Source organism: Klebsiella sp. CB_Kp196, from assembly GCF_040061575.1.
GTDB classification, from domain to species: Bacteria; Pseudomonadota; Gammaproteobacteria; order Enterobacterales; family Enterobacteriaceae; genus Klebsiella; species Klebsiella michiganensis.
In genome coordinates this window covers 100,749-118,288 of the sequence record NZ_JBEAFH010000032.1, presented here as the reverse complement: position 1 = coordinate 118,288, position 17,540 = coordinate 100,749, and the positions used below count along the sequence as shown (strand labels likewise).

At 46.0% G+C, this 17,540-nt stretch carries 14 protein-coding genes; 12 read left to right on the top strand and 2 right to left on the bottom strand.

The features are described 5' to 3' along the window. The first annotated feature begins 919 nt into the window (after positions 1–919). From gndA to ugd, 6 genes are all read left to right on the top strand, one after another. Entirely contained in the window at positions 920–2,326 is a 1,407-nt protein-coding gene (gene gndA, locus ABLU87_RS06295; protein WP_014838945.1) for an NADP-dependent phosphogluconate dehydrogenase, read from the top strand. 212 nt (positions 2,327–2,538) lie between these two features. After that, on the top strand, positions 2,539–3,603 hold the full coding sequence (rfbB, locus tag ABLU87_RS06290; RefSeq protein WP_348865939.1) for a dTDP-glucose 4,6-dehydratase: 1,065 nt from the start codon (positions 2,539–2,541) through the stop codon (positions 3,601–3,603). Between the two features lie 13 nt (positions 3,604–3,616). Next, positions 3,617–4,486 (top strand): glucose-1-phosphate thymidylyltransferase RfbA, encoded by an 870-nt coding sequence (gene rfbA, locus ABLU87_RS06285; protein WP_004122480.1) that lies wholly within the window; start codon positions 3,617–3,619, stop codon positions 4,484–4,486. Positions 4,487–4,517: 31 nt separating this feature from the next. Continuing rightward, positions 4,518–5,408 carry a dTDP-4-dehydrorhamnose reductase gene (gene rfbD, locus ABLU87_RS06280; protein ID WP_014230058.1) on the top strand — a complete coding sequence of 297 codons (891 nt, stop codon included), beginning with the start codon at positions 4,518–4,520 and terminating at the stop codon, positions 5,406–5,408. A gap of 15 nt (positions 5,409–5,423) precedes the next feature. Next, positions 5,424–5,978 (top strand): dTDP-4-dehydrorhamnose 3,5-epimerase, encoded by a 555-nt coding sequence (gene rfbC, locus ABLU87_RS06275; protein WP_014230057.1) that lies wholly within the window; start codon positions 5,424–5,426, stop codon positions 5,976–5,978. A gap of 173 nt (positions 5,979–6,151) precedes the next feature. Then, the gene (gene ugd, locus ABLU87_RS06270) at positions 6,152–7,318 is read left to right on the top strand and encodes a UDP-glucose 6-dehydrogenase (protein ID WP_032693859.1); all 1,167 of its coding nucleotides are present in this window, start codon (positions 6,152–6,154) and stop codon (positions 7,316–7,318) included. Between the two features lie 572 nt (positions 7,319–7,890). Here ugd and ABLU87_RS06265 read toward each other — a convergent pair. Together ABLU87_RS06265 and ABLU87_RS06260 are read right to left on the bottom strand one after the other, a co-directional pair. Then, positions 7,891–8,013 carry a small membrane protein gene (locus ABLU87_RS06265; RefSeq protein ID WP_004138729.1) on the bottom strand — a complete coding sequence of 41 codons (123 nt, stop codon included), beginning with the start codon at positions 8,011–8,013 and terminating at the stop codon, positions 7,891–7,893. A 471-nt stretch (positions 8,014–8,484) separates the two neighbouring features. After that, positions 8,485–9,489: an NAD-dependent epimerase gene (locus ABLU87_RS06260; RefSeq protein WP_042945661.1), complete on the bottom strand. Its 1,005-nt coding sequence runs from the start codon at positions 9,487–9,489 to the stop codon at positions 8,485–8,487. Between the two features lie 1,304 nt (positions 9,490–10,793). Between ABLU87_RS06260 and ABLU87_RS06255 the strand changes: the two genes are divergently transcribed. The 6 genes from ABLU87_RS06255 to ABLU87_RS06230 are packed head-to-tail and all read left to right on the top strand — an operon-like array spanning position 10,794 to position 17,416. Further along, positions 10,794–11,561 (top strand): ABC transporter permease, encoded by a 768-nt coding sequence (locus ABLU87_RS06255; protein ID WP_004138730.1) that lies wholly within the window; start codon positions 10,794–10,796, stop codon positions 11,559–11,561. After that, positions 11,561–12,301: an ABC transporter ATP-binding protein gene (locus ABLU87_RS06250; RefSeq protein WP_004852439.1), complete on the top strand. Its 741-nt coding sequence runs from the start codon at positions 11,561–11,563 to the stop codon at positions 12,299–12,301. The genes ABLU87_RS06255 and ABLU87_RS06250 overlap by 1 nt, the downstream gene beginning before the upstream one ends. Before the next feature lie 13 nt (positions 12,302–12,314). Further along, the gene (locus ABLU87_RS06245; protein WP_048260839.1) at positions 12,315–14,207 is read left to right on the top strand and encodes a DUF4422 domain-containing protein; all 1,893 of its coding nucleotides are present in this window, start codon (positions 12,315–12,317) and stop codon (positions 14,205–14,207) included. Between the two features lie 18 nt (positions 14,208–14,225). After that, the gene (gene glf, locus ABLU87_RS06240) at positions 14,226–15,380 is read left to right on the top strand and encodes a UDP-galactopyranose mutase (RefSeq protein ID WP_004852435.1); all 1,155 of its coding nucleotides are present in this window, start codon (positions 14,226–14,228) and stop codon (positions 15,378–15,380) included. Beyond that, complete coding sequence (locus ABLU87_RS06235; RefSeq protein WP_103814526.1) at positions 15,377–16,270, top strand: glycosyltransferase; 894 nt, start codon at positions 15,377–15,379, stop codon at positions 16,268–16,270. Before glf ends, ABLU87_RS06235 begins: the two co-directional genes overlap by 4 nt. Then, entirely contained in the window at positions 16,271–17,416 is a 1,146-nt protein-coding gene (locus ABLU87_RS06230; RefSeq protein ID WP_025107744.1) for a glycosyltransferase family 4 protein, read from the top strand. Positions 17,417–17,540 lie beyond the last annotated feature (124 nt).

Below are 17,540 nucleotides of genomic sequence, written 5' to 3'. Positions count from 1 at the left end.
TTCCTATCCTGATTCGAGAAGGATTACTGCAGGAGTTACTTGGACTTTAAAATATGAATGGGTGTTTTATCTATGCCTTCCGCTTTTATATTTCTTCTTGAAAAATAAATTGCTTATATATGCATTAGTAATGTGTAGTATATTTTTATATTTCCATAATATTCATATTACACCTTTCTTTGAAACTAAATATATTATTTTTTAATGTATGGTGGTGTGGCAAACTTTTTTTATACTAAATTAGGCGGCAACGAGAAAGTTAAGACTTTTATAGAATCGAAGTTATGCTCTTGGGTGGCTTTGATTCTGCTGATGTATTTATTCTTTTCATCTGGTTCAATATTTGATTTCGATATATCCTTTGTGGCCTTTTTGTTCTTTATGCTGGTTGTCTTAGGTAATGATTTATTTGGCGTGTTGAGTTTGTTTTCTTCTAAAATCCTTGGTAAAATAAGCTATAGTATATACTTGTTGCATGGGGTGGTTATTTATTCTTTGTTTTTTGTTTTGTTTGATATAAACATGCATGGTTTTTTTTGAACGATGGTATTTCTTTCTATTTATGCCTGTGTCGACATTGGTGGTTGTTTTGGTATCACTCGTTTCGTTTTCCTTTATAGAAAAAAGGTTTATTTCTTTAGGCAGGGCTATTTCCTCAGGGTATTTTGAGAAAAATAAATCTATTGAGTGAATGTTATTATCACTTATGATGATGTTTGTATTTTTAATGAATGAGTGGCTAATGTTAGCGGGGTATATTAGTCCTGCAAATTGTAACTTTATATATTTTATCGGTTAAAAAATTTTCGAATAGTTGCAGTTAATATTTATCCTATGCGACCGTACTGCTTTGAGTTAAAATCTTCATGTAACAAAGCTGCGAGCTTGTCGCAGTGACCACACCTGACAGGAGTATGTAATGTCCAAGCAACAGATCGGGGTTGTCGGTATGGCAGTGATGGGGCGTAACCTTGCGCTCAACATCGAGAGCCGCGGTTATACCGTCTCCGTTTTCAACCGCTCCCGTGAAAAGACCGAAGAAGTGATTGCCGAGAATCCGGGCAAGAAGCTGGTCCCACATTATACAGTGCAAGAGTTTGTTGAGTCGCTCGAAACTCCACGCCGTATCCTGTTAATGGTGAAAGCGGGCGCAGGCACTGATAGTGCCATCGACTCTCTGAAACCTTACCTGGACAAGGGTGACATCATCATCGATGGTGGTAATACCTTCTTCCAGGATACGATTCGTCGTAATCGTGAGCTTTCTGCTGAAGGCTTTAACTTCATCGGAACCGGCGTGTCCGGCGGTGAAGAAGGCGCGCTTAAAGGCCCCTCAATCATGCCTGGCGGTCAGAAGGAAGCTTATGAACTGGTCGCTCCAATTCTTAAGCAGATTGCTGCTGTCGCTGAAGACGGTGAGCCGTGCGTAACCTATATCGGTGCCGATGGCGCTGGTCATTATGTCAAAATGGTTCATAACGGTATTGAATACGGCGATATGCAGCTTATTGCAGAAGCCTACGCTTTACTGAAAGGCGGTCTGGCGCTTTCTAATGAAGAGCTGGCGCAAACCTTTACCGAATGGAATGAAGGTGAGCTTAGCAGCTATCTCATTGACATCACTAAAGACATCTTCACTAAAAAAGATGAAGAGGGTAAATACCTGGTCGACGTGATCCTCGATGAGGCAGCAAACAAAGGTACCGGTAAATGGACCAGCCAGAGCTCTCTTGACCTCGGTGAACCGCTGTCACTTATCACTGAATCTGTATTCGCTCGCTACATCTCTTCTCTGAAAGATCAGCGTGTGGCAGCGTCGAAAGTTCTTACTGGACCGCAGGCTAAGAGTGCAGGCGATAAAGCGGAGTTCGTCGAGAAAGTTCGCCGTGCTCTGTATCTGGGCAAAATCGTCTCTTACGCTCAAGGTTTCTCCCAACTGCGCGCGGCTTCTGATGAATACCATTGGGATCTGAACTATGGTGAGATCGCGAAAATCTTCCGTGCCGGCTGTATCATTCGTGCTCAGTTCCTGCAAAAGATTACTGATGCCTATGAGCAGAATGCCGGCATTGCCAACCTGCTGCTGGCGCCATACTTCAAGCAGATCGCCGATGATTATCAGCAAGCCCTGCGCGATGTTGTCGCATATGCTGTTCAGAATGGTATTCCGGTTCCGACATTCTCTGCTGCCATTGCCTACTACGATAGCTATCGTTCCGCAGTCTTGCCTGCTAACCTGATTCAGGCGCAGCGTGACTATTTCGGCGCGCATACCTATAAGCGCACCGATAAAGAGGGTGTGTTCCACACTGAGTGGATGGAATAAACTTTATAGTGTCATTTGCCCGGGGTATTAACCCGGGCATAAATTTTCCACAAATAGAATTCCTCTCCTGTAATTAGTACTCCCTTATCCTAATTTTTTAAAAACGTAATTTGCGAATGTTTTTCTAAAGGAAATCATTTAATATGATATTCATATCCTGAGGAATATATTTCGAATTTTATTAGGCTCTGGTAATAAAAGGTAAGTTAAATATGAAGATCCTTGTCACTGGTGGTGCAGGTTTTATTGGTTCTGCAGTCGTTCGTCATATCATTGAAAACACCTCCGACGAAGTTCGCGTAATAGATTGCCTCACCTACGCGGGTAACCTTGAGTCCCTGGCGCCGGTTGCTGGTAATGAACGCTACTCGTTTTCTCAGACAGATATCACTGATGCCAAATCTGTGGCAGAGCAGTTCAGCGATTTCCGTCCGGATATTGTGATGCACCTGGCCGCAGAGAGTCACGTAGACCGTTCTATCGATGGACCTGCTGCATTTATTCAGACCAACCTGATTGGAACTTTCACCCTGCTGGAAGCGGCCCGTCAGTACTGGTCAGCTCTCGATACGGCGCAGAAGCAGACTTTCCGCTTCCACCATATTTCGACCGATGAAGTCTACGGCGACCTGCACGGTACCGATGATCTGTTCACCGAAGAGACTCCGTACGCGCCAAGCAGCCCGTACTCTGCCTCCAAGGCCGGCAGCGACCATCTTGTCCGCGCCTGGAACCGCACCTATGGCCTGCCGGTGGTGGTGACCAACTGCTCCAACAACTACGGCCCGTATCACTTCCCGGAAAAACTTATTCCGCTGACCATCCTCAATGCCCTCACCGGGAAACCGCTGCCGGTCTACGGCAATGGAGAACAGATCCGCGACTGGCTGTACGTGGAAGATCACGCCCGGGCGCTATACAAAGTGGCGACGGAAGGCCGCAGTGGTGAAACGTACAACATCGGCGGTCATAACGAGCGTAAAAACATTGATGTCGTGCGCACCATTTGCGCCATTCTCGATAAAGTGGTTGAACAGAAGCCGGGCAATATCAACCAGTTTGCCGATCTGATTACGTTTGTGAAAGACCGTCCGGGTCATGACCTGCGTTATGCCATTGATGCGGCGAAAATTCAGCGCGATCTGGGCTGGGTGCCCGAAGAGACGTTTGAAAGCGGAATTGAAAAAACCGTCCACTGGTACCTGAACAACACGACCTGGTGGCAGCGCGTGCTGGATGGCTCCTATGCCGGTGAACGTCTTGGCCTGAACAACTAAAAAGGAAAGAAGCATGAAAGGTATTGTACTGGCCGGCGGCTCCGGCACGCGTTTATATCCGATCACCCAGGGTGTTTCCAAGCAGCTACTGCCCATTTATGACAAGCCGATGATTTACTACCCGGTTTCTGTTCTGATGCTGGCGGGAATCAAGGATATCCTGATTATCACCACGCCGGAGGATATGCCCGCATTTCAGCGTCTGCTGGGTGACGGTTCTCAGTTTGGCGTGAATTTCAGCTATGCGATTCAGCCGTCGCCGGACGGTCTGGCGCAGGCCTTTATCATCGGCGAGAAGTTTATCGGTAATGATGCCTGTGCATTAGTCCTGGGCGATAACATCTACTTTGGTCAGAGCTTTGGCCGGAAACTGGATGCGGCGGCCAGCAAAACATCCGGAGCTACGGTATTCGGCTACCAGGTTCTCGATCCGGAACGTTTCGGTGTGGTGGAGTTTGATGAGAACTTTAAAGCGCTGTCGATTGAAGAGAAGCCGCTGAAGCCGAAATCTGACTGGGCGGTGACCGGACTCTATTTTTATGACACCGATGTGGTGGCAATGGCGAAGGAAGTTAAACCCTCAGCGCGTGGGGAGCTTGAGATCACCACGCTGAACCAGATGTATCTGGATCGCGGTGACCTGCAGGTTGAACTGCTGGGCCGTGGTTTTGCCTGGCTGGATACGGGAACCCACGACAGCCTGATTGAGGCCTCTCAGTTTATCCATACCATCGAGAAGCGTCAGGGGATGAAAGTAGCCTGCCTGGAAGAAATTGCTTATCGCAAGCAGTGGCTGAGCGCGGAAGGGGTGGCGGTACAGGCCGAACGGTTGAAGAAAACCGAGTACGGTGCTTACCTGAAACGTCTGCTGAATGAGCATTAATGGCTGCCGGTCATCATTGGGATATTAACGTATGAAAATTTTACTGATTGGCAAAAATGGTCAGGTGGGCTGGGAGCTGCAGCGTGCGTTGTCCACGCTGGGCGAAGTGGTTGCCGTGGACTTTTTTGATAAAACGCTGTGCGGTGATCTGACCAACCTGGAAGGGATCGCGCAGACGGTCCGTACGGTAAAACCGGATGTAGTGGTGAACGCGGCTGCCCATACGGCGGTGGACAAAGCGGAAAGCGAGCGCGAGCTTTCCGATCTGCTGAACGACCGGGGCGTGGCGGTGCTGGCAGAAGAGTCAGCGAAGCTGGGAGCGCTGATGGTGCACTACTCAACGGACTATGTGTTTGACGGCCAGGGAAGCCACTATCGTCTGGAAGATGAGGCGACCGGGCCGCTGAACGTGTACGGCGAAACCAAACGAGCCGGGGAAATCGCGCTGGAGCAGGCGAATCCGCGCCATCTTATTTTCCGTACCAGTTGGGTATATGCCACCCGCGGGGCAAACTTCGCTAAAACGATGCTGCGTCTGGCAGGTGAGAAAGAGGCGCTGTCGATTATTAACGATCAGCACGGTGCGCCAACCGGCGCAGAGCTGCTGGCGGACTGTACGGCAATCGCCATTCGTGAAGAACAGCGCAACCGTGCTGTAGCCGGGACCTATCATCTGGTGGCCAGCGGGGAAACCAGCTGGGCGGAGTACGCGGAATTTGTTTTTGAGGTGGCGCGGTCGCACGGCGCAGAGCTGGCAATCAAAGCAGTAAGCGGTATCCCCACCACGGCCTACCCAACGCCGGCAAAACGTCCGCTGAACTCACGGCTGTCGAATGAGAAATTCCAGCGTGTATTTGGCGTGACGCTGCCGGACTGGCGCCAGGGCGTGGCGCGCGTGGTAACAGAAGTTCTGGGCAAGTAAACGGGCAGAAATATTATGAATATTATTAAGACAGATATCCCTGAAGTGCTGATTTTTGAGCCTCGTGTTTTCGGCGATGCGCGCGGTTTTTTCTTTGAGAGCTTCAGCAGTAAAGTATTTGATGAAGCAGTAGGGCGGAAAGTGGAGTTTGTTCAGGATAACCACTCTCAGTCGCAGAAGGGCGTGCTGCGCGGGCTGCACTACCAGCTTGACCCGCATGCCCAGGGCAAACTGGTTCGCTGCATTGAAGGCGAGGTGTTTGATGTGGCGGTCGATATCCGCCGTTCATCGCCAACGTTTGGTAAATGGGTGGGGGCGGTACTGAGCGCGGAAAACAAGCGTCAGCTGTGGATTCCGGAAGGGTTTGCCCATGGCTTCATGGCGTTGAGCGAAACGGTGCAGTTTGTGTACAAGGCCACGAACTATTATGCGCCGCAGTCTGAGCGGAGCATTATCTGGAACGATCCGGAGATTAATATCCAGTGGCCGGAGATTGCAGACTGTACGCTCTCTTTATCTGATAAGGATTTGCAGGCTCATACCTTAAAGACAGCTGAAGTATATAAATAAGCATAAAATATAGCTTCATTTACTGTATAGGCCCTTTATAGGCCTATACAGTATTTCAGAGACCTTTGGTGTCTTGCTTGACTTACATTGTTCCTGAGAGTAGAAACATCAACAGTTTTGCTTAATTTGCGGCCATCCGCCGCCGTCCAGTTAACTGATTAAAGTGTGATCGAATGAAAATTACTATTTCCGGTACCGGTTATGTTGGTTTATCGAATGGCATCCTGATTGCGCAAAACCACGAAGTGGTGGCGCTGGATATCATTCAATCCAAAGTTGATATGATTAACCAAAAGATTTCTCCGATTGTCGATAAGGAGATCCAGGAATATCTGGCGGAAAAACCGTTGAATTTTCGCGCGACAACTGACAAGCATGATGCCTATCGTGATGCAGACTATGTCATTATCGCTACACCGACTGACTACGATCCGAAAACGAACTACTTCAATACTTCGACCGTTGAAGCCGTTATTCGTGATGTCACCGAGATTAACCCAGACGCGGTAATGATTATTAAATCCACCATTCCCGTTGGTTTTACGCGTGATATTAAAGAGCGCCTGGGCATTGATAACGTCATTTTCTCTCCTGAGTTTCTGCGTGAAGGCCGCGCGCTTTACGACAACCTGCACCCGTCTCGTATTGTCATTGGCGAACGTTCAGAACGCGCGGAGCGTTTTGCTAATCTGCTGAAAGAAGGCGCGATTAAGCAGGATATCCCGACGCTGTTTACCGACTCTACCGAAGCTGAGGCGATTAAGTTATTCGCCAATACCTATCTGGCGCTGCGCGTAGCCTACTTTAATGAACTGGACAGCTACGCTGAAAGCCAGGGTCTGAACAGTAAACAGATCATCGAAGGCGTGTGTCTCGATCCGCGAATCGGTAATCACTATAACAACCCATCCTTTGGCTATGGCGGCTACTGCCTGCCGAAAGATACCAAGCAGCTGCTGGCAAACTACGAATCTGTGCCGAATAACATCATCGGTGCCATCGTAGATGCTAACCGCACGCGTAAAGATTTTGTCGCTGACTCTATCCTGGCGCGCAAGCCTAAAGTCGTTGGTATCTATCGCCTGATCATGAAGAGTGGCTCCGATAACTTCCGCGCTTCCTCAATTCAGGGCATCATGAAGCGTATCAAAGCCAAAGGTATCCCGGTCATTATCTACGAACCGGTTATGCAGGAAGATGAGTTCTTTAATTCCCGCGTAGTTCGCGATTTCGACGCGTTCAAACAAGAAGCTGACGTGATTGTCTCAAACCGAATGGCTGAAGAGCTGTCGGATGTCGCTGACAAAGTGTATACCCGCGATTTGTTCGGTAGTGACTAAATCCCCCCTCTGGCCGGGAGATGCGCTGTCGGCCAGAATTTTCCTCTCTCCTGAAGGGGCAACTATTCGCCTGACGAATCATATTGCCCCTCTTCCCCGGCCCAACGCCCTAAAAAACGTGACCTCGCTTAAATTCTTCAATCGATCATCTTGTCCCAACCATTGAGGTCGGATATGTTAAATTCACCTTGTGAAGAGCTACCGTCACTGTGATGTAGACGCTGGAGATAAGCGCCGGAAGGTAAAACAGAGCCTGCTTGCAGGCTTTTGTTGTTTCTGGATCCCGGTTCTCAGGCGTACTGCGTTGCGGTAAGGCGCTGATTCAAATTTACGCGAGCGAGGGGCGGGATCTTTCAAGGGAAGGGCGCAGGCATAGCAAACACAAGCCATTCATGGCCATGAGAAGAGCGTGCTGATGCTAAGGATATAGTATCAGTTTAATATGACATTTTTATTTTAAAAAGATATCCAATGCCAGCTGTAAAGACTATGCGTATCCCCACCGCTGGCAGTGTTTTATTCTAATATTATTATTTCCTATGCCTGTATTATAATTATATTAAGTTTTCTTTTCACCACTTTCGTTTGTTAAAAGTCAGCTTGGTCTTTTTCTGATCTTTGATATAAGAAATCAGAAAATAGACTGAAACAATCAACAGGATGGCAGCAACTGCTAAGAAAATTATGTTTGCCATAATGCGTACCAGAATGAAAGGAATGTTATAAATCCATTTGCCTGCGAACTAATATCTCTGCAAAAGCATGCCTTTGCCTGCTTAACATAGCCTGAATTTAAGAAAATTCCTATATGGTATTTGTGGTTTTTTTTTGAGAAAAGTGGAAAAAACTTTTTCATTGCCGTTACGTTGAACAATAGCGCTGTGGCCGACTTTGCTGGCAGACTGATGAGCTGGGGATTGTTTGCTTTATAAGGTAATGCTCTTCAGTGAGGGTAATGGAAGTGGCTTAGATGAGAGTTTGTTGAAGGTTTTGTTTGCTTCGTGTTAAATCTGCGTTTAGGTATTGTGTGGTTTCAGCGGCAGGCCATGAATAAATGGCGTCTCTCAACTCGCAGCTGGATGGATAAGTTTATCCAATGACCATTTCAGATATAAAAAAGCCGCAGTAGCGTTCTGCTGCGGCTAAATCCACAATGCCTGATATGACTACGCCTTGTAATAGGCTTTATACCAGTCAACGAAGTTCTTCACCCCCTGGCTAACCGTCGTTTGTGGCCTGAATCCCACCGCATCATACAGCGGCCTGGTATCTGCGCTGGTTTCCAGCACATCGCCGGGCTGTATTGGCATCATATTTTTCTCCGCCACCATCCCCAGAGCCTCTTCCAGAGCAGTGATGTAATCCATGAGCTCAACCGGTGAGCTATTCCCGATGTTATACACCCGGTATGGCGCCGAGCTATCCGCTGGTGAACCCGTTTCAACGGTCCATTCCGGATTAGGCTGCGGGATAATGTCCTGCATCCTTACAACCGCCTCAACGATATCGTCAATGTAGGTGAAGTCGCGCTTCATCTTGCCGTAGTTGTAGACATCAATGCTCTTGCCTTCCAGCATGGCTTTCGTAAACTTGAACAGCGCCATATCCGGACGGCCCCACGGGCCGTAGACGGTGAAGAATCTCAGTCCGGTGGTTGGGATGCCATAAAGATGCGAGTAGGTATGCGCCATCAGTTCATTTGCTTTCTTGGTGGCGGCATACAGCGAAACCGGATGATCAACCGAATCCTCCGTAGAGAACGGCATTTTACGGTTCAGGCCATAGACCGAACTGGATGAGGCATAGAGCAAATGCTCAACGTTGTTGTGTCTGCAGCCTTCAAGAATGTTCAGATAACCAATCAGGTTAGCGTCAGCATAAGCGAACGGGTTTTCCAGGGAGTAGCGAACTCCTGCCTGCGCGGCGAGATGGATCACTCGGTTAAATTTCTCGTTAGCAAAAAGCCGGGCAATACCTTCACGATCCGCGAGATCGATTTTGTGAAAACTGAACAGTGGAGATTGCAGTAAATCCAGACGGGCCTGCTTAAGATTGACGTCATAATAGTCGTTCATGTTGTCGAGGCCGACAACCTCATGACCCGCCTCCAGAAGGCGCTTGCAGGTATGAAAGCCGATGAATCCTGCGGCTCCAGTTACTAAAAATTTCATATTCATCCTCTGGGGTGACTGTGTCCCGCTATCTATTCGTTGATTTTACACTGGCTTGCCGCGTGGATCACCTGCTTTACCGTTGCTGATTATGTTCATGTGTTCGTTGGGGAAGCGCTGGCGTCCGGATATCAATGGGGTTGTACTGGCGTTCTGTAGTTTGAATGAAATTCATTATCCGTGCTTTATGATTAGCAAGATAATGATTGCGTATGGTTTGATCGTGTACTCAGGATTCCCTGTGCTGCCAGAACGGTTTATGCCCCGGAGAAATAACGCAGATTAAAATTGATTTTATGTTTGAGTTTACAATTATTTCACATTGAAGGCGGCTTTTTAAGGTTTTCCTTTTAAAATCAAAGGGTTATTTTAGTTGCTGTATTTTGTTTAAATTATGTTTACCCCCTGAATCATTTGCAATATGAATTGATTGGCAACGTATTTTCATTTTTATTCCTATAGACCAGCGCTATAATGCTGCTGCTCATTTGCATGACCATTGTGTTGTCAGCTTAATCAGCTATCCTGTGCGCAGCATTAAATATGACACTAAACTGATTGTTGGCGTCATTTCAATCAATATTGGAGCACAGTTTGCGCTGATTCATCAGAAGATGAATGGGTAGATAACGGAGACAGAGCCCTGTGACGCATGAAAAACAGGCTTGTCGGAAGAGCGAATTGAGAAATTCCTGATGGATGAGGCGAAAGCAAACAGCGAGAGTGTGCCCCTGCTTGAATCTTTATCGTTTTCAAGCGAGCAACACCCGGTGTCACGGGCGGCCACTTTTTCGACAGCCGCTGTTTAACGTCAGGACGGCGTTGAGCCAGTGCACTGTGGTTGTGATAACCGGCGCTGGAGGTTTGACAGACAAGATAGATGAATCATTACGCAGTTTGGTTGCGACAGCCAAGGGCGGTAGCGTGATTTAAAGCTATCTCATAACATTAAGGGGAGGGGGTATCTGACTGTAAAATAGCAGTTTTTACTGTTTGCCATGAAACAGCACATTAACTGGTCATCTCCAGGTCAGCATCTCACTTGTCCCAGTTCGGTATGCAAGATCTACAATGGTCGGCTGCTGCCAATGTATTAAAGCGGAGACAAAACTCGGGAAAATCTTGCTTTAATCTATGTGCTTAGGTTTTCAGCTCGTATGCTCAAGTCACGGTATCTACCGGCAATCTATAAGTTCGGGCGTTAGAGCTATCGCAGCTGACGGGGGTTTAGTCAGCTACAACGCGAAATCTAAAGTGCATAACAAAATGCTTAAAATTTCGTAGAATAATTTATGAGTATAAAAATGAAGTATAATCTAGGGTATTTATTTGACCTGCTTGTTGTTATCACTAATAAAGATCTAAAGGTACGGTATAAAAGTAGCGTGTTTGGTTATTTATGGTCAATTGCCAATCCTTTGCTTTTTGCGATGATCTACTATTTTATTTTCAAACTGATCATGCGTGTTCAGATACCTAATTATACCCTTTTTCTAATAACGGGGCTGTTTCCCTGGCAGTGGTTTGCAAGCTCAGCAACAAATTCACTTTTTTCATTTATTGCTAATGCGCAAATTATTAAAAAAACTGTATTTCCGCGCTCAGTTATCCCGCTCAGTAATGTCATGATGGAAGGGTTACACTTCTTGTGTACCATTCCTGTCATCGTCGCTTTTCTTTTTGTATACGGTATGCGTCCTTCGCTTTCGTGGCTGTGGGGAATACCGCTCATTGCTATCGGGCAGGTGATATTCACCTTTGGCATATCCATAATCTTTTCAACGTTGAATCTATTTTTTAGAGATCTGGAAAGATTTGTGACTCTCGGTATTATGTTAATGTTCTACTGTACGCCCATTTTATACGCATCCGATATGATTCCGGCAAAATATAGCTGGGTTATTGACTATAACCCTCTGGCGAGTATGATTTTAAGCTGGCGCAACTTATTTATGGATGGGGTTTTAAACTATGAGCATATTTCAGTATTATATTTGACGGGTATAGTGCTGACGGTTATCGGTCTGAGTATTTTTAATAAATTAAAATATCGCTTTGCAGAGATCTTGTGATGGAACCAGTAATTGATTTTAATAATGTGACAAAAGAGTATCCACTTTACCATCATATTGGCTCAGGTATTAAAGATTTAATATTTCATCCCAAAAGAGCATTTCAATTACTGAAGGGCCGCAAATATCTTGCAATTCAGGATGTTTCTTTTACGGTCGGTAAAGGAGAGGCCGTTGCGCTCATCGGGCGAAATGGCGCAGGCAAAAGCACATCTTTGGGGCTGGTTGCCGGCGTGATAAAACCCACAAAAGGATCGGTCACCACGCGTGGGCGAGTCGCTTCAATGCTTGAGCTGGGCGGCGGCTTTCATCCAGAATTGACGGGGCGCGAGAACATTTTTCTTAATGCCACACTTCTTGGGTTACGCCGTAAAGAGGTGCAGCAGCGAATGGAGCGCATCATTGAATTTTCCGAATTAGGAGAATTTATCGATGAGCCGATCCGCGTCTATTCTAGCGGTATGCTAGCGAAGCTTGGTTTTTCTGTTATCAGTCAAGTTGAGCCTGATATTTTGATTATCGATGAAGTGCTTGCCGTCGGCGATATTTCTTTTCAGGCCAAATGTATCAAGACGATTAAAGAGTTCAAAAATCGTGGCGTGACAATATTGTTTGTTAGCCACAACATGAGTGATGTGGAAAAGATATGCGATCGGGTTGTCTGGATCGAAAATCACCGTCTGCGGGAAATCGGTTCTGCTGAAAGAATCATCGAACTTTATAAACAAGCAATGGCCTAAATCTGGTAATTAAATGAATAGTATTAAGATCTATACCTGTCATCATAAGCCGAGCGCATTCCTTAATGCATCGATTATCAAACCATTGCATGTAGGCAAAGCCAACTCCTATAATGATATCGGCTGTATTGGCGATGATACAGGTGATAATATTTCGTTTAAAAACCCTTTTTACTGTGAGTTAACAGCACATTATTGGGTTTGGAAAAATGAATCTCTTTCTGATTATGTCGGCTTTATGCATTATCGCCGACATCTGAACTTTTCCTCAGAGCAGAGCTTTCCCGAAGATAATTGGGGCGTTGTTAATTCACCCGTTATTGATGCAGAGTATGAAAAACAGTTTGGTTTAACCGACACGGCAATCCAGGATTGTATTTCAGGGTTTGACCTGCTGTTACCAAAGAAGTGGTCTGTGACCTCTGCCGGCAGTAAAAATAACCTCGATCATTATGAGAAAGGTGAGTTTTTACATATAAAGGACTATCTGGCTGCCCTGGAGGTTGTCGAAGAGCTTTATCCGGATTATAAAGCGGCTATTCAGCAGTTTAACAATGCCACAGATGGCTATTACACGAACATGTTTGTGATGCACAAAGATATGTTCGTAGATTATTCAGAATGGCTCTTCGCGATTTTGACTAATCTTGAAAGCCGCATCTCTATGAATAATTATAATGCGCAAGAAAAGCGTGTTATTGGACATATCGCTGAACGTCTTTTTAACATTTATATTATTAAGCAGCAGCAAGACCGGGCCCTGAAAGTTAAAGAACTTCAGCGCACTTTCGTGACGAATGAGACATTCAACGGCAAGCTGGAACCGGTTTTTCCTCACGCTGCGCCGATAGTCATCAGTTTTGATGACAACTATGCCATCAGCGGTGGAGCCTTAATCAACTCCATTGTTCGTCATTCTGATAAAAACACCCATTATGATATTGTTGTGCTGGAAAATAAGGTGAGTAACCTTAACAAGCAGCGCTTACTAAAACTGGTCTCGGCCCATACAAACTTTTCACTTCGATTTTTTGATGTGAATGCCTTTACTGAATTGAATGGCGTACATACCCGCGCGCACTTTAGCGCATCAACCTATGCTCGCTTGTTTATTCCGCAGCTTTTCCGTGAATATGAGAAGGTCATTTTTATCGATTCCGATACTGTGGTGAAGGCCGATCTTGCGACTTTGCTTAATGTCGACCTCGGCACAAACCTTGTTGCCGCCGTTAAAGATATCGTGATGGAAGGCTTCGTCAAGTTTGGTGCGATGTCGGAGTCGGCAGATGGCGTGATGCCCGCCGGCGAGTATCTGCAAAAAACGCTTAAAATGACCAATCCGGATGAGTATTTCCAGGCGGGAATTATCGTTTTTAACGTTGCCCAGATGGTGCAGGAAGATACCTTCTCAGCGCTGATTAAGACGCTCAAAGAGAAGAAGTACTGGTTCCTCGACCAGGACATCATGAACAAAGTCTTCTATGGCCGGGTTGAGTTTTTACCGCTGGAGTGGAATGTCTATCACGGTAATGGCAATACGGATGACTTTTTCCCCAATCTCCAGTTCGCAACATATATGCGCTTTTTAAAAGCCAGAAAGCACCCGAATATGATTCACTATGCTGGGGAGAATAAACCGTGGAATACGGACAAGGTTGACTTTTATGACGATTTCCTGGAAAACGTCATCAATACGCCATGGGAAAAAGAGACCTATTTCCGTCAGTTATCTCCGGTAAATTCATCAAGTCCTGCGCAAACTGCAGGGCAAACGCCAGTTCTGCTTCAGACTAAGATCAAAAAAGCGTTGATGCCTTTCCTCAATAAATATGCTCCTGTCGGTTCACCGAGGCGAAACACGATAACAAAATACTACTATAAAGTTAGACGCTCAATTCTTGGTTAAGGCTGCTGGAGTTATATTATGAACAGTAAAAATATTCTCATCGTCGGAGCGGGTTTTTCCGGTGTGGTTATCGCACGCCAGCTCGCTGAACAAGGTCATCACATCAGAATTATTGACCAGCGTGACCACATAGGCGGTAACTCCTATGATGCGCGCGATCCGCAAACTGACGTTATGGTTCACGTTTATGGCCCGCATATCTTTCACACCGATAATGAAACAGTGTGGAACTATGTGACTCAGCACGCTGAAATGATGCCGTATGTGAACCGTGTCAAAGCAACGGTTAATGGCCAGGTGTTCTCTCTGCCGATCAACCTGCATACCATCAACCAGTTTTTTGCGAAGACCTGTTCGCCAGATGAGGCCCGGGCGCTGATTGCCGAAAAAGGGGACAGTTCGATCCTGGAACCGAAGACCTTTGAAGAACAGGCTCTGCGTTTTATCGGCAAAGAGCTCTATGAGGCGTTCTTCAAGGGCTATACCATCAAGCAGTGGGGGATGGAGCCCTCGCAGCTTCCGGCGTCGATTCTTAAGCGTCTGCCGGTTCGTTTTAACTACGATGATAATTACTTTAACCACAGATTTCAGGGCATGCCGAAACTGGGTTATACGAAAATGATTGAGTCAATCGCCAATCATGAAAACATTACCATCGAACTTCAGCAATCGTTTAACGCTGAAGAGAGAGAACAGTACGATCACGTGTTCTATAGCGGGCCGCTGGATGCTTTTTATTCCTATCAATATGGTCGCCTGGGCTATCGTACTCTGGATTTTGAAAAATTCACCTGGCAGGGCGATTATCAGGGCTGCGCGGTAATGAATTACTGCTCGCTGGATGTTCCTTATACCCGTATCACTGAACATAAGTACTTTTCGCCCTGGGAATCCCATGAGGGATCGGTCTGTTACAAGGAATACAGCCGCGAATGTGGTGAAAAGGATATCCCTTATTATCCGATTCGTCAGATGGGAGAGATGGCTTTACTCGATAAATATTTGTCCCTCGCGGAAAATGAAAAGAATATGACGTTTGTTGGCCGCCTTGGAACCTATCGATATCTGGATATGGATGTCACTATCGCTGAAGCATTAAATACAGCCGATAAGTACTTGTCCTCCCTTAGCAGTAATGAGTCTATGCCAGTATTTACGGTTTCTGTGCGATGAATTGCTCCGCATTAATAGTCACGTATAATCGTTTAGAGAAGTTAAAGCTGACTATTGCCAACACGGTGAAATTAAATTTTACCGCGATTGTTGTTGTCAATAACGGGTCCACGGATGGAACCCAGGCCTGGTTAGCCACCCTTAGCGACCCGCGAGTGATTGTCCTTAATCTGCCATCCAACAGCGGTGGCGCGGGTGGCTTTAAGGCCGGGAGTCAATATTTATGCGACAACGTCGATAGCGACTGGGTTTTCTTTTACGATGATGACGCCTGGCCCGAGAGCGATGCGCTGGAAAAATTTGCCCAGCTAGAAAAGGCTAACTGTCGGGTGTTCACCGCTTTGGTCAAGGATCTTCAGGGGCAACCCTGTCCGATGAACATGCCTTTTGCCAAAGTTCCGTCGTCGTTTATGGACACATTACGCTACATCAGAAATCCTGCGGAGTTTCTTCCGTCAGTTTCCCGGGCGTGTGCGGTACAGACGGTTTCCTTTGTCGGTATGATTATTCAACGAGATGTGCTGCAAAAGCGTCTCCACAGTATTCACGACGAGTTATTTTTATATTTTGACGATCTCTATTTTGGCTATCAGCTGACATTAGATGGCGAAGCTATTCGCTATTCTCCCGAGGTCATCTTTACCCATGATGTGAGTATCCAGGGGAAACGTATTGTTCCCGAATGGAAGGTTTATTATCTTTGTCGAAATCTTATTTTGGCGAAGAGAATTTTTCCGCGAGTTGCCATTTTTAGCCGTCTCTCAATCCTTTTACGGTTGATTAAATATGTATCAATATTGCCATGGCAACGCAATAAATTGTTATATTTTAAATACTTGCGTCGTGGAATTATCCATGGTGTAAAAGGAATCAGCGGTAAGAATCATTAAGTGGATATAGCAATGAAAAAACTGTGTTATTTCATAAACTCGGATTGGTATTTTGATTTGCACTGGATTGATCGTGCGATCGCCGCCCGAGATGCTGGTTATGAGATTCACATCATCAGTCATTTTGTCGACGGTAAAGTGCTGAATAAATTTAAAACATTCGGTTTTAAGTGTCATAATGTTCCACTTGATGCTCAATCATTTAATGCATTAACTTTCTTTCGGGCCTTTTTTGCCTCCCGAAAGCTCATTAAAGAAATTAATCCCGATCTTTTACACTGTATCACTATTAAACCCTGTCTGATCGGTGGGCTCCTGTCCAGGACAAACAACCGTCCCGTCATCGTGAGTTTTGTCGGTCTGGGCCGTGTATTTTCAGGTGATACGGGTTTGCTTAAGCTATTGCGCAATATCACCATCATGGCCTACAAATATATTGCCAGTAATAAGCGCAGTATATTTATGTTTGAGCACGATAAAGATCGTAAAAAACTGGCGGGTTTTGTCGGGATTGACTATCAGCAGACTATTGTCATCGATGGCGCGGGTATCAATCCGGAGATCTATAAATATTCTCTGGAGCAGGAGCGTGACGTTCCGGTTGTGCTGTTTGCCAGCAGAATGCTCTGGAGTAAAGGGCTCGGGGATTTAATTGAAGCCAAGAAAATCCTCGAAGCAAGAAATATTCATTTTACGCTAAACGTCGCCGGGATACTCGTTGAAAACGATAAGGATGCTATATCCCTTGCGGTGATCCAGCAATGGCATAAAGAAGGCCTGATTAACTGGTTGGGTCACAGCTCTAACGTTTGCGACTTGATCGAGGAGTCGAACATTGTGGCATTACCTTCGATCTATTCCGAAGGCGTGCCGCGTATTCTGCTTGAGGCTTCCTCGGTTGGCCGGGCCTGCATTGCCTACGATGTTGGCGGCTGCGATAGCCTGATCATTAATAACGATAACGGCATTATCGTGAAAAGTAACTCTCCGCAGGAGCTGGCCGATAAGCTTGAATTCTTGTTAGCCAATCCCAAAGCACGAGTAGAGATGGGTATCAAAGGACGGCAACGCGTTCAGGATAAGTTTTCTAGCGGTATGATCATTAGCAAGACCTTAAAGACTTATCATGATGTGGTTCAGGGATGATGTAACGCAAGAGATTACAGCTTCATGTAAATCAAACACCTCCGAAGCGGTTGCATTTTAAGCTATGTAACTGCTCAGCAAACGCATGATGAGTTTAATGATTGCGTGCCACTTATTTTGAAGG

Bases quoted from the DNA above. Each gene is read 5' to 3' on its own strand.
- gndA (WP_014838945.1), top strand. From the start codon at position 920: ATGTCCAAGCAACAGATCGGGGTTGTCGGTATGGCAGTGATGGGGCGT.
- rfbB (WP_348865939.1), top strand. From the start codon at position 2,539: ATGAAGATCCTTGTCACTGGTGGTGCAGGTTTTATTGGTTCTGCAGTC.
- rfbA (WP_004122480.1), top strand. From the start codon at position 3,617: ATGAAAGGTATTGTACTGGCCGGCGGCTCCGGCACGCGTTTATATCCG.
- rfbD (WP_014230058.1), top strand. From the start codon at position 4,518: ATGAAAATTTTACTGATTGGCAAAAATGGTCAGGTGGGCTGGGAGCTG.
- rfbC (WP_014230057.1), top strand. From the start codon at position 5,424: ATGAATATTATTAAGACAGATATCCCTGAAGTGCTGATTTTTGAGCCT.
- ugd (WP_032693859.1), top strand. From the start codon at position 6,152: ATGAAAATTACTATTTCCGGTACCGGTTATGTTGGTTTATCGAATGGC.
- ABLU87_RS06265 (WP_004138729.1), bottom strand. From the start codon at position 8,013: ATGGCAAACATAATTTTCTTAGCAGTTGCTGCCATCCTGTTGATTGTT.
- ABLU87_RS06260 (WP_042945661.1), bottom strand. From the start codon at position 9,489: ATGAAATTTTTAGTAACTGGAGCCGCAGGATTCATCGGCTTTCATACC.
- ABLU87_RS06255 (WP_004138730.1), top strand. From the start codon at position 10,794: ATGAAGTATAATCTAGGGTATTTATTTGACCTGCTTGTTGTTATCACT.
- ABLU87_RS06250 (WP_004852439.1), top strand. From the start codon at position 11,561: ATGGAACCAGTAATTGATTTTAATAATGTGACAAAAGAGTATCCACTT.
- ABLU87_RS06245 (WP_048260839.1), top strand. From the start codon at position 12,315: ATGAATAGTATTAAGATCTATACCTGTCATCATAAGCCGAGCGCATTC.
- glf (WP_004852435.1), top strand. From the start codon at position 14,226: ATGAACAGTAAAAATATTCTCATCGTCGGAGCGGGTTTTTCCGGTGTG.
- ABLU87_RS06235 (WP_103814526.1), top strand. From the start codon at position 15,377: ATGAATTGCTCCGCATTAATAGTCACGTATAATCGTTTAGAGAAGTTA.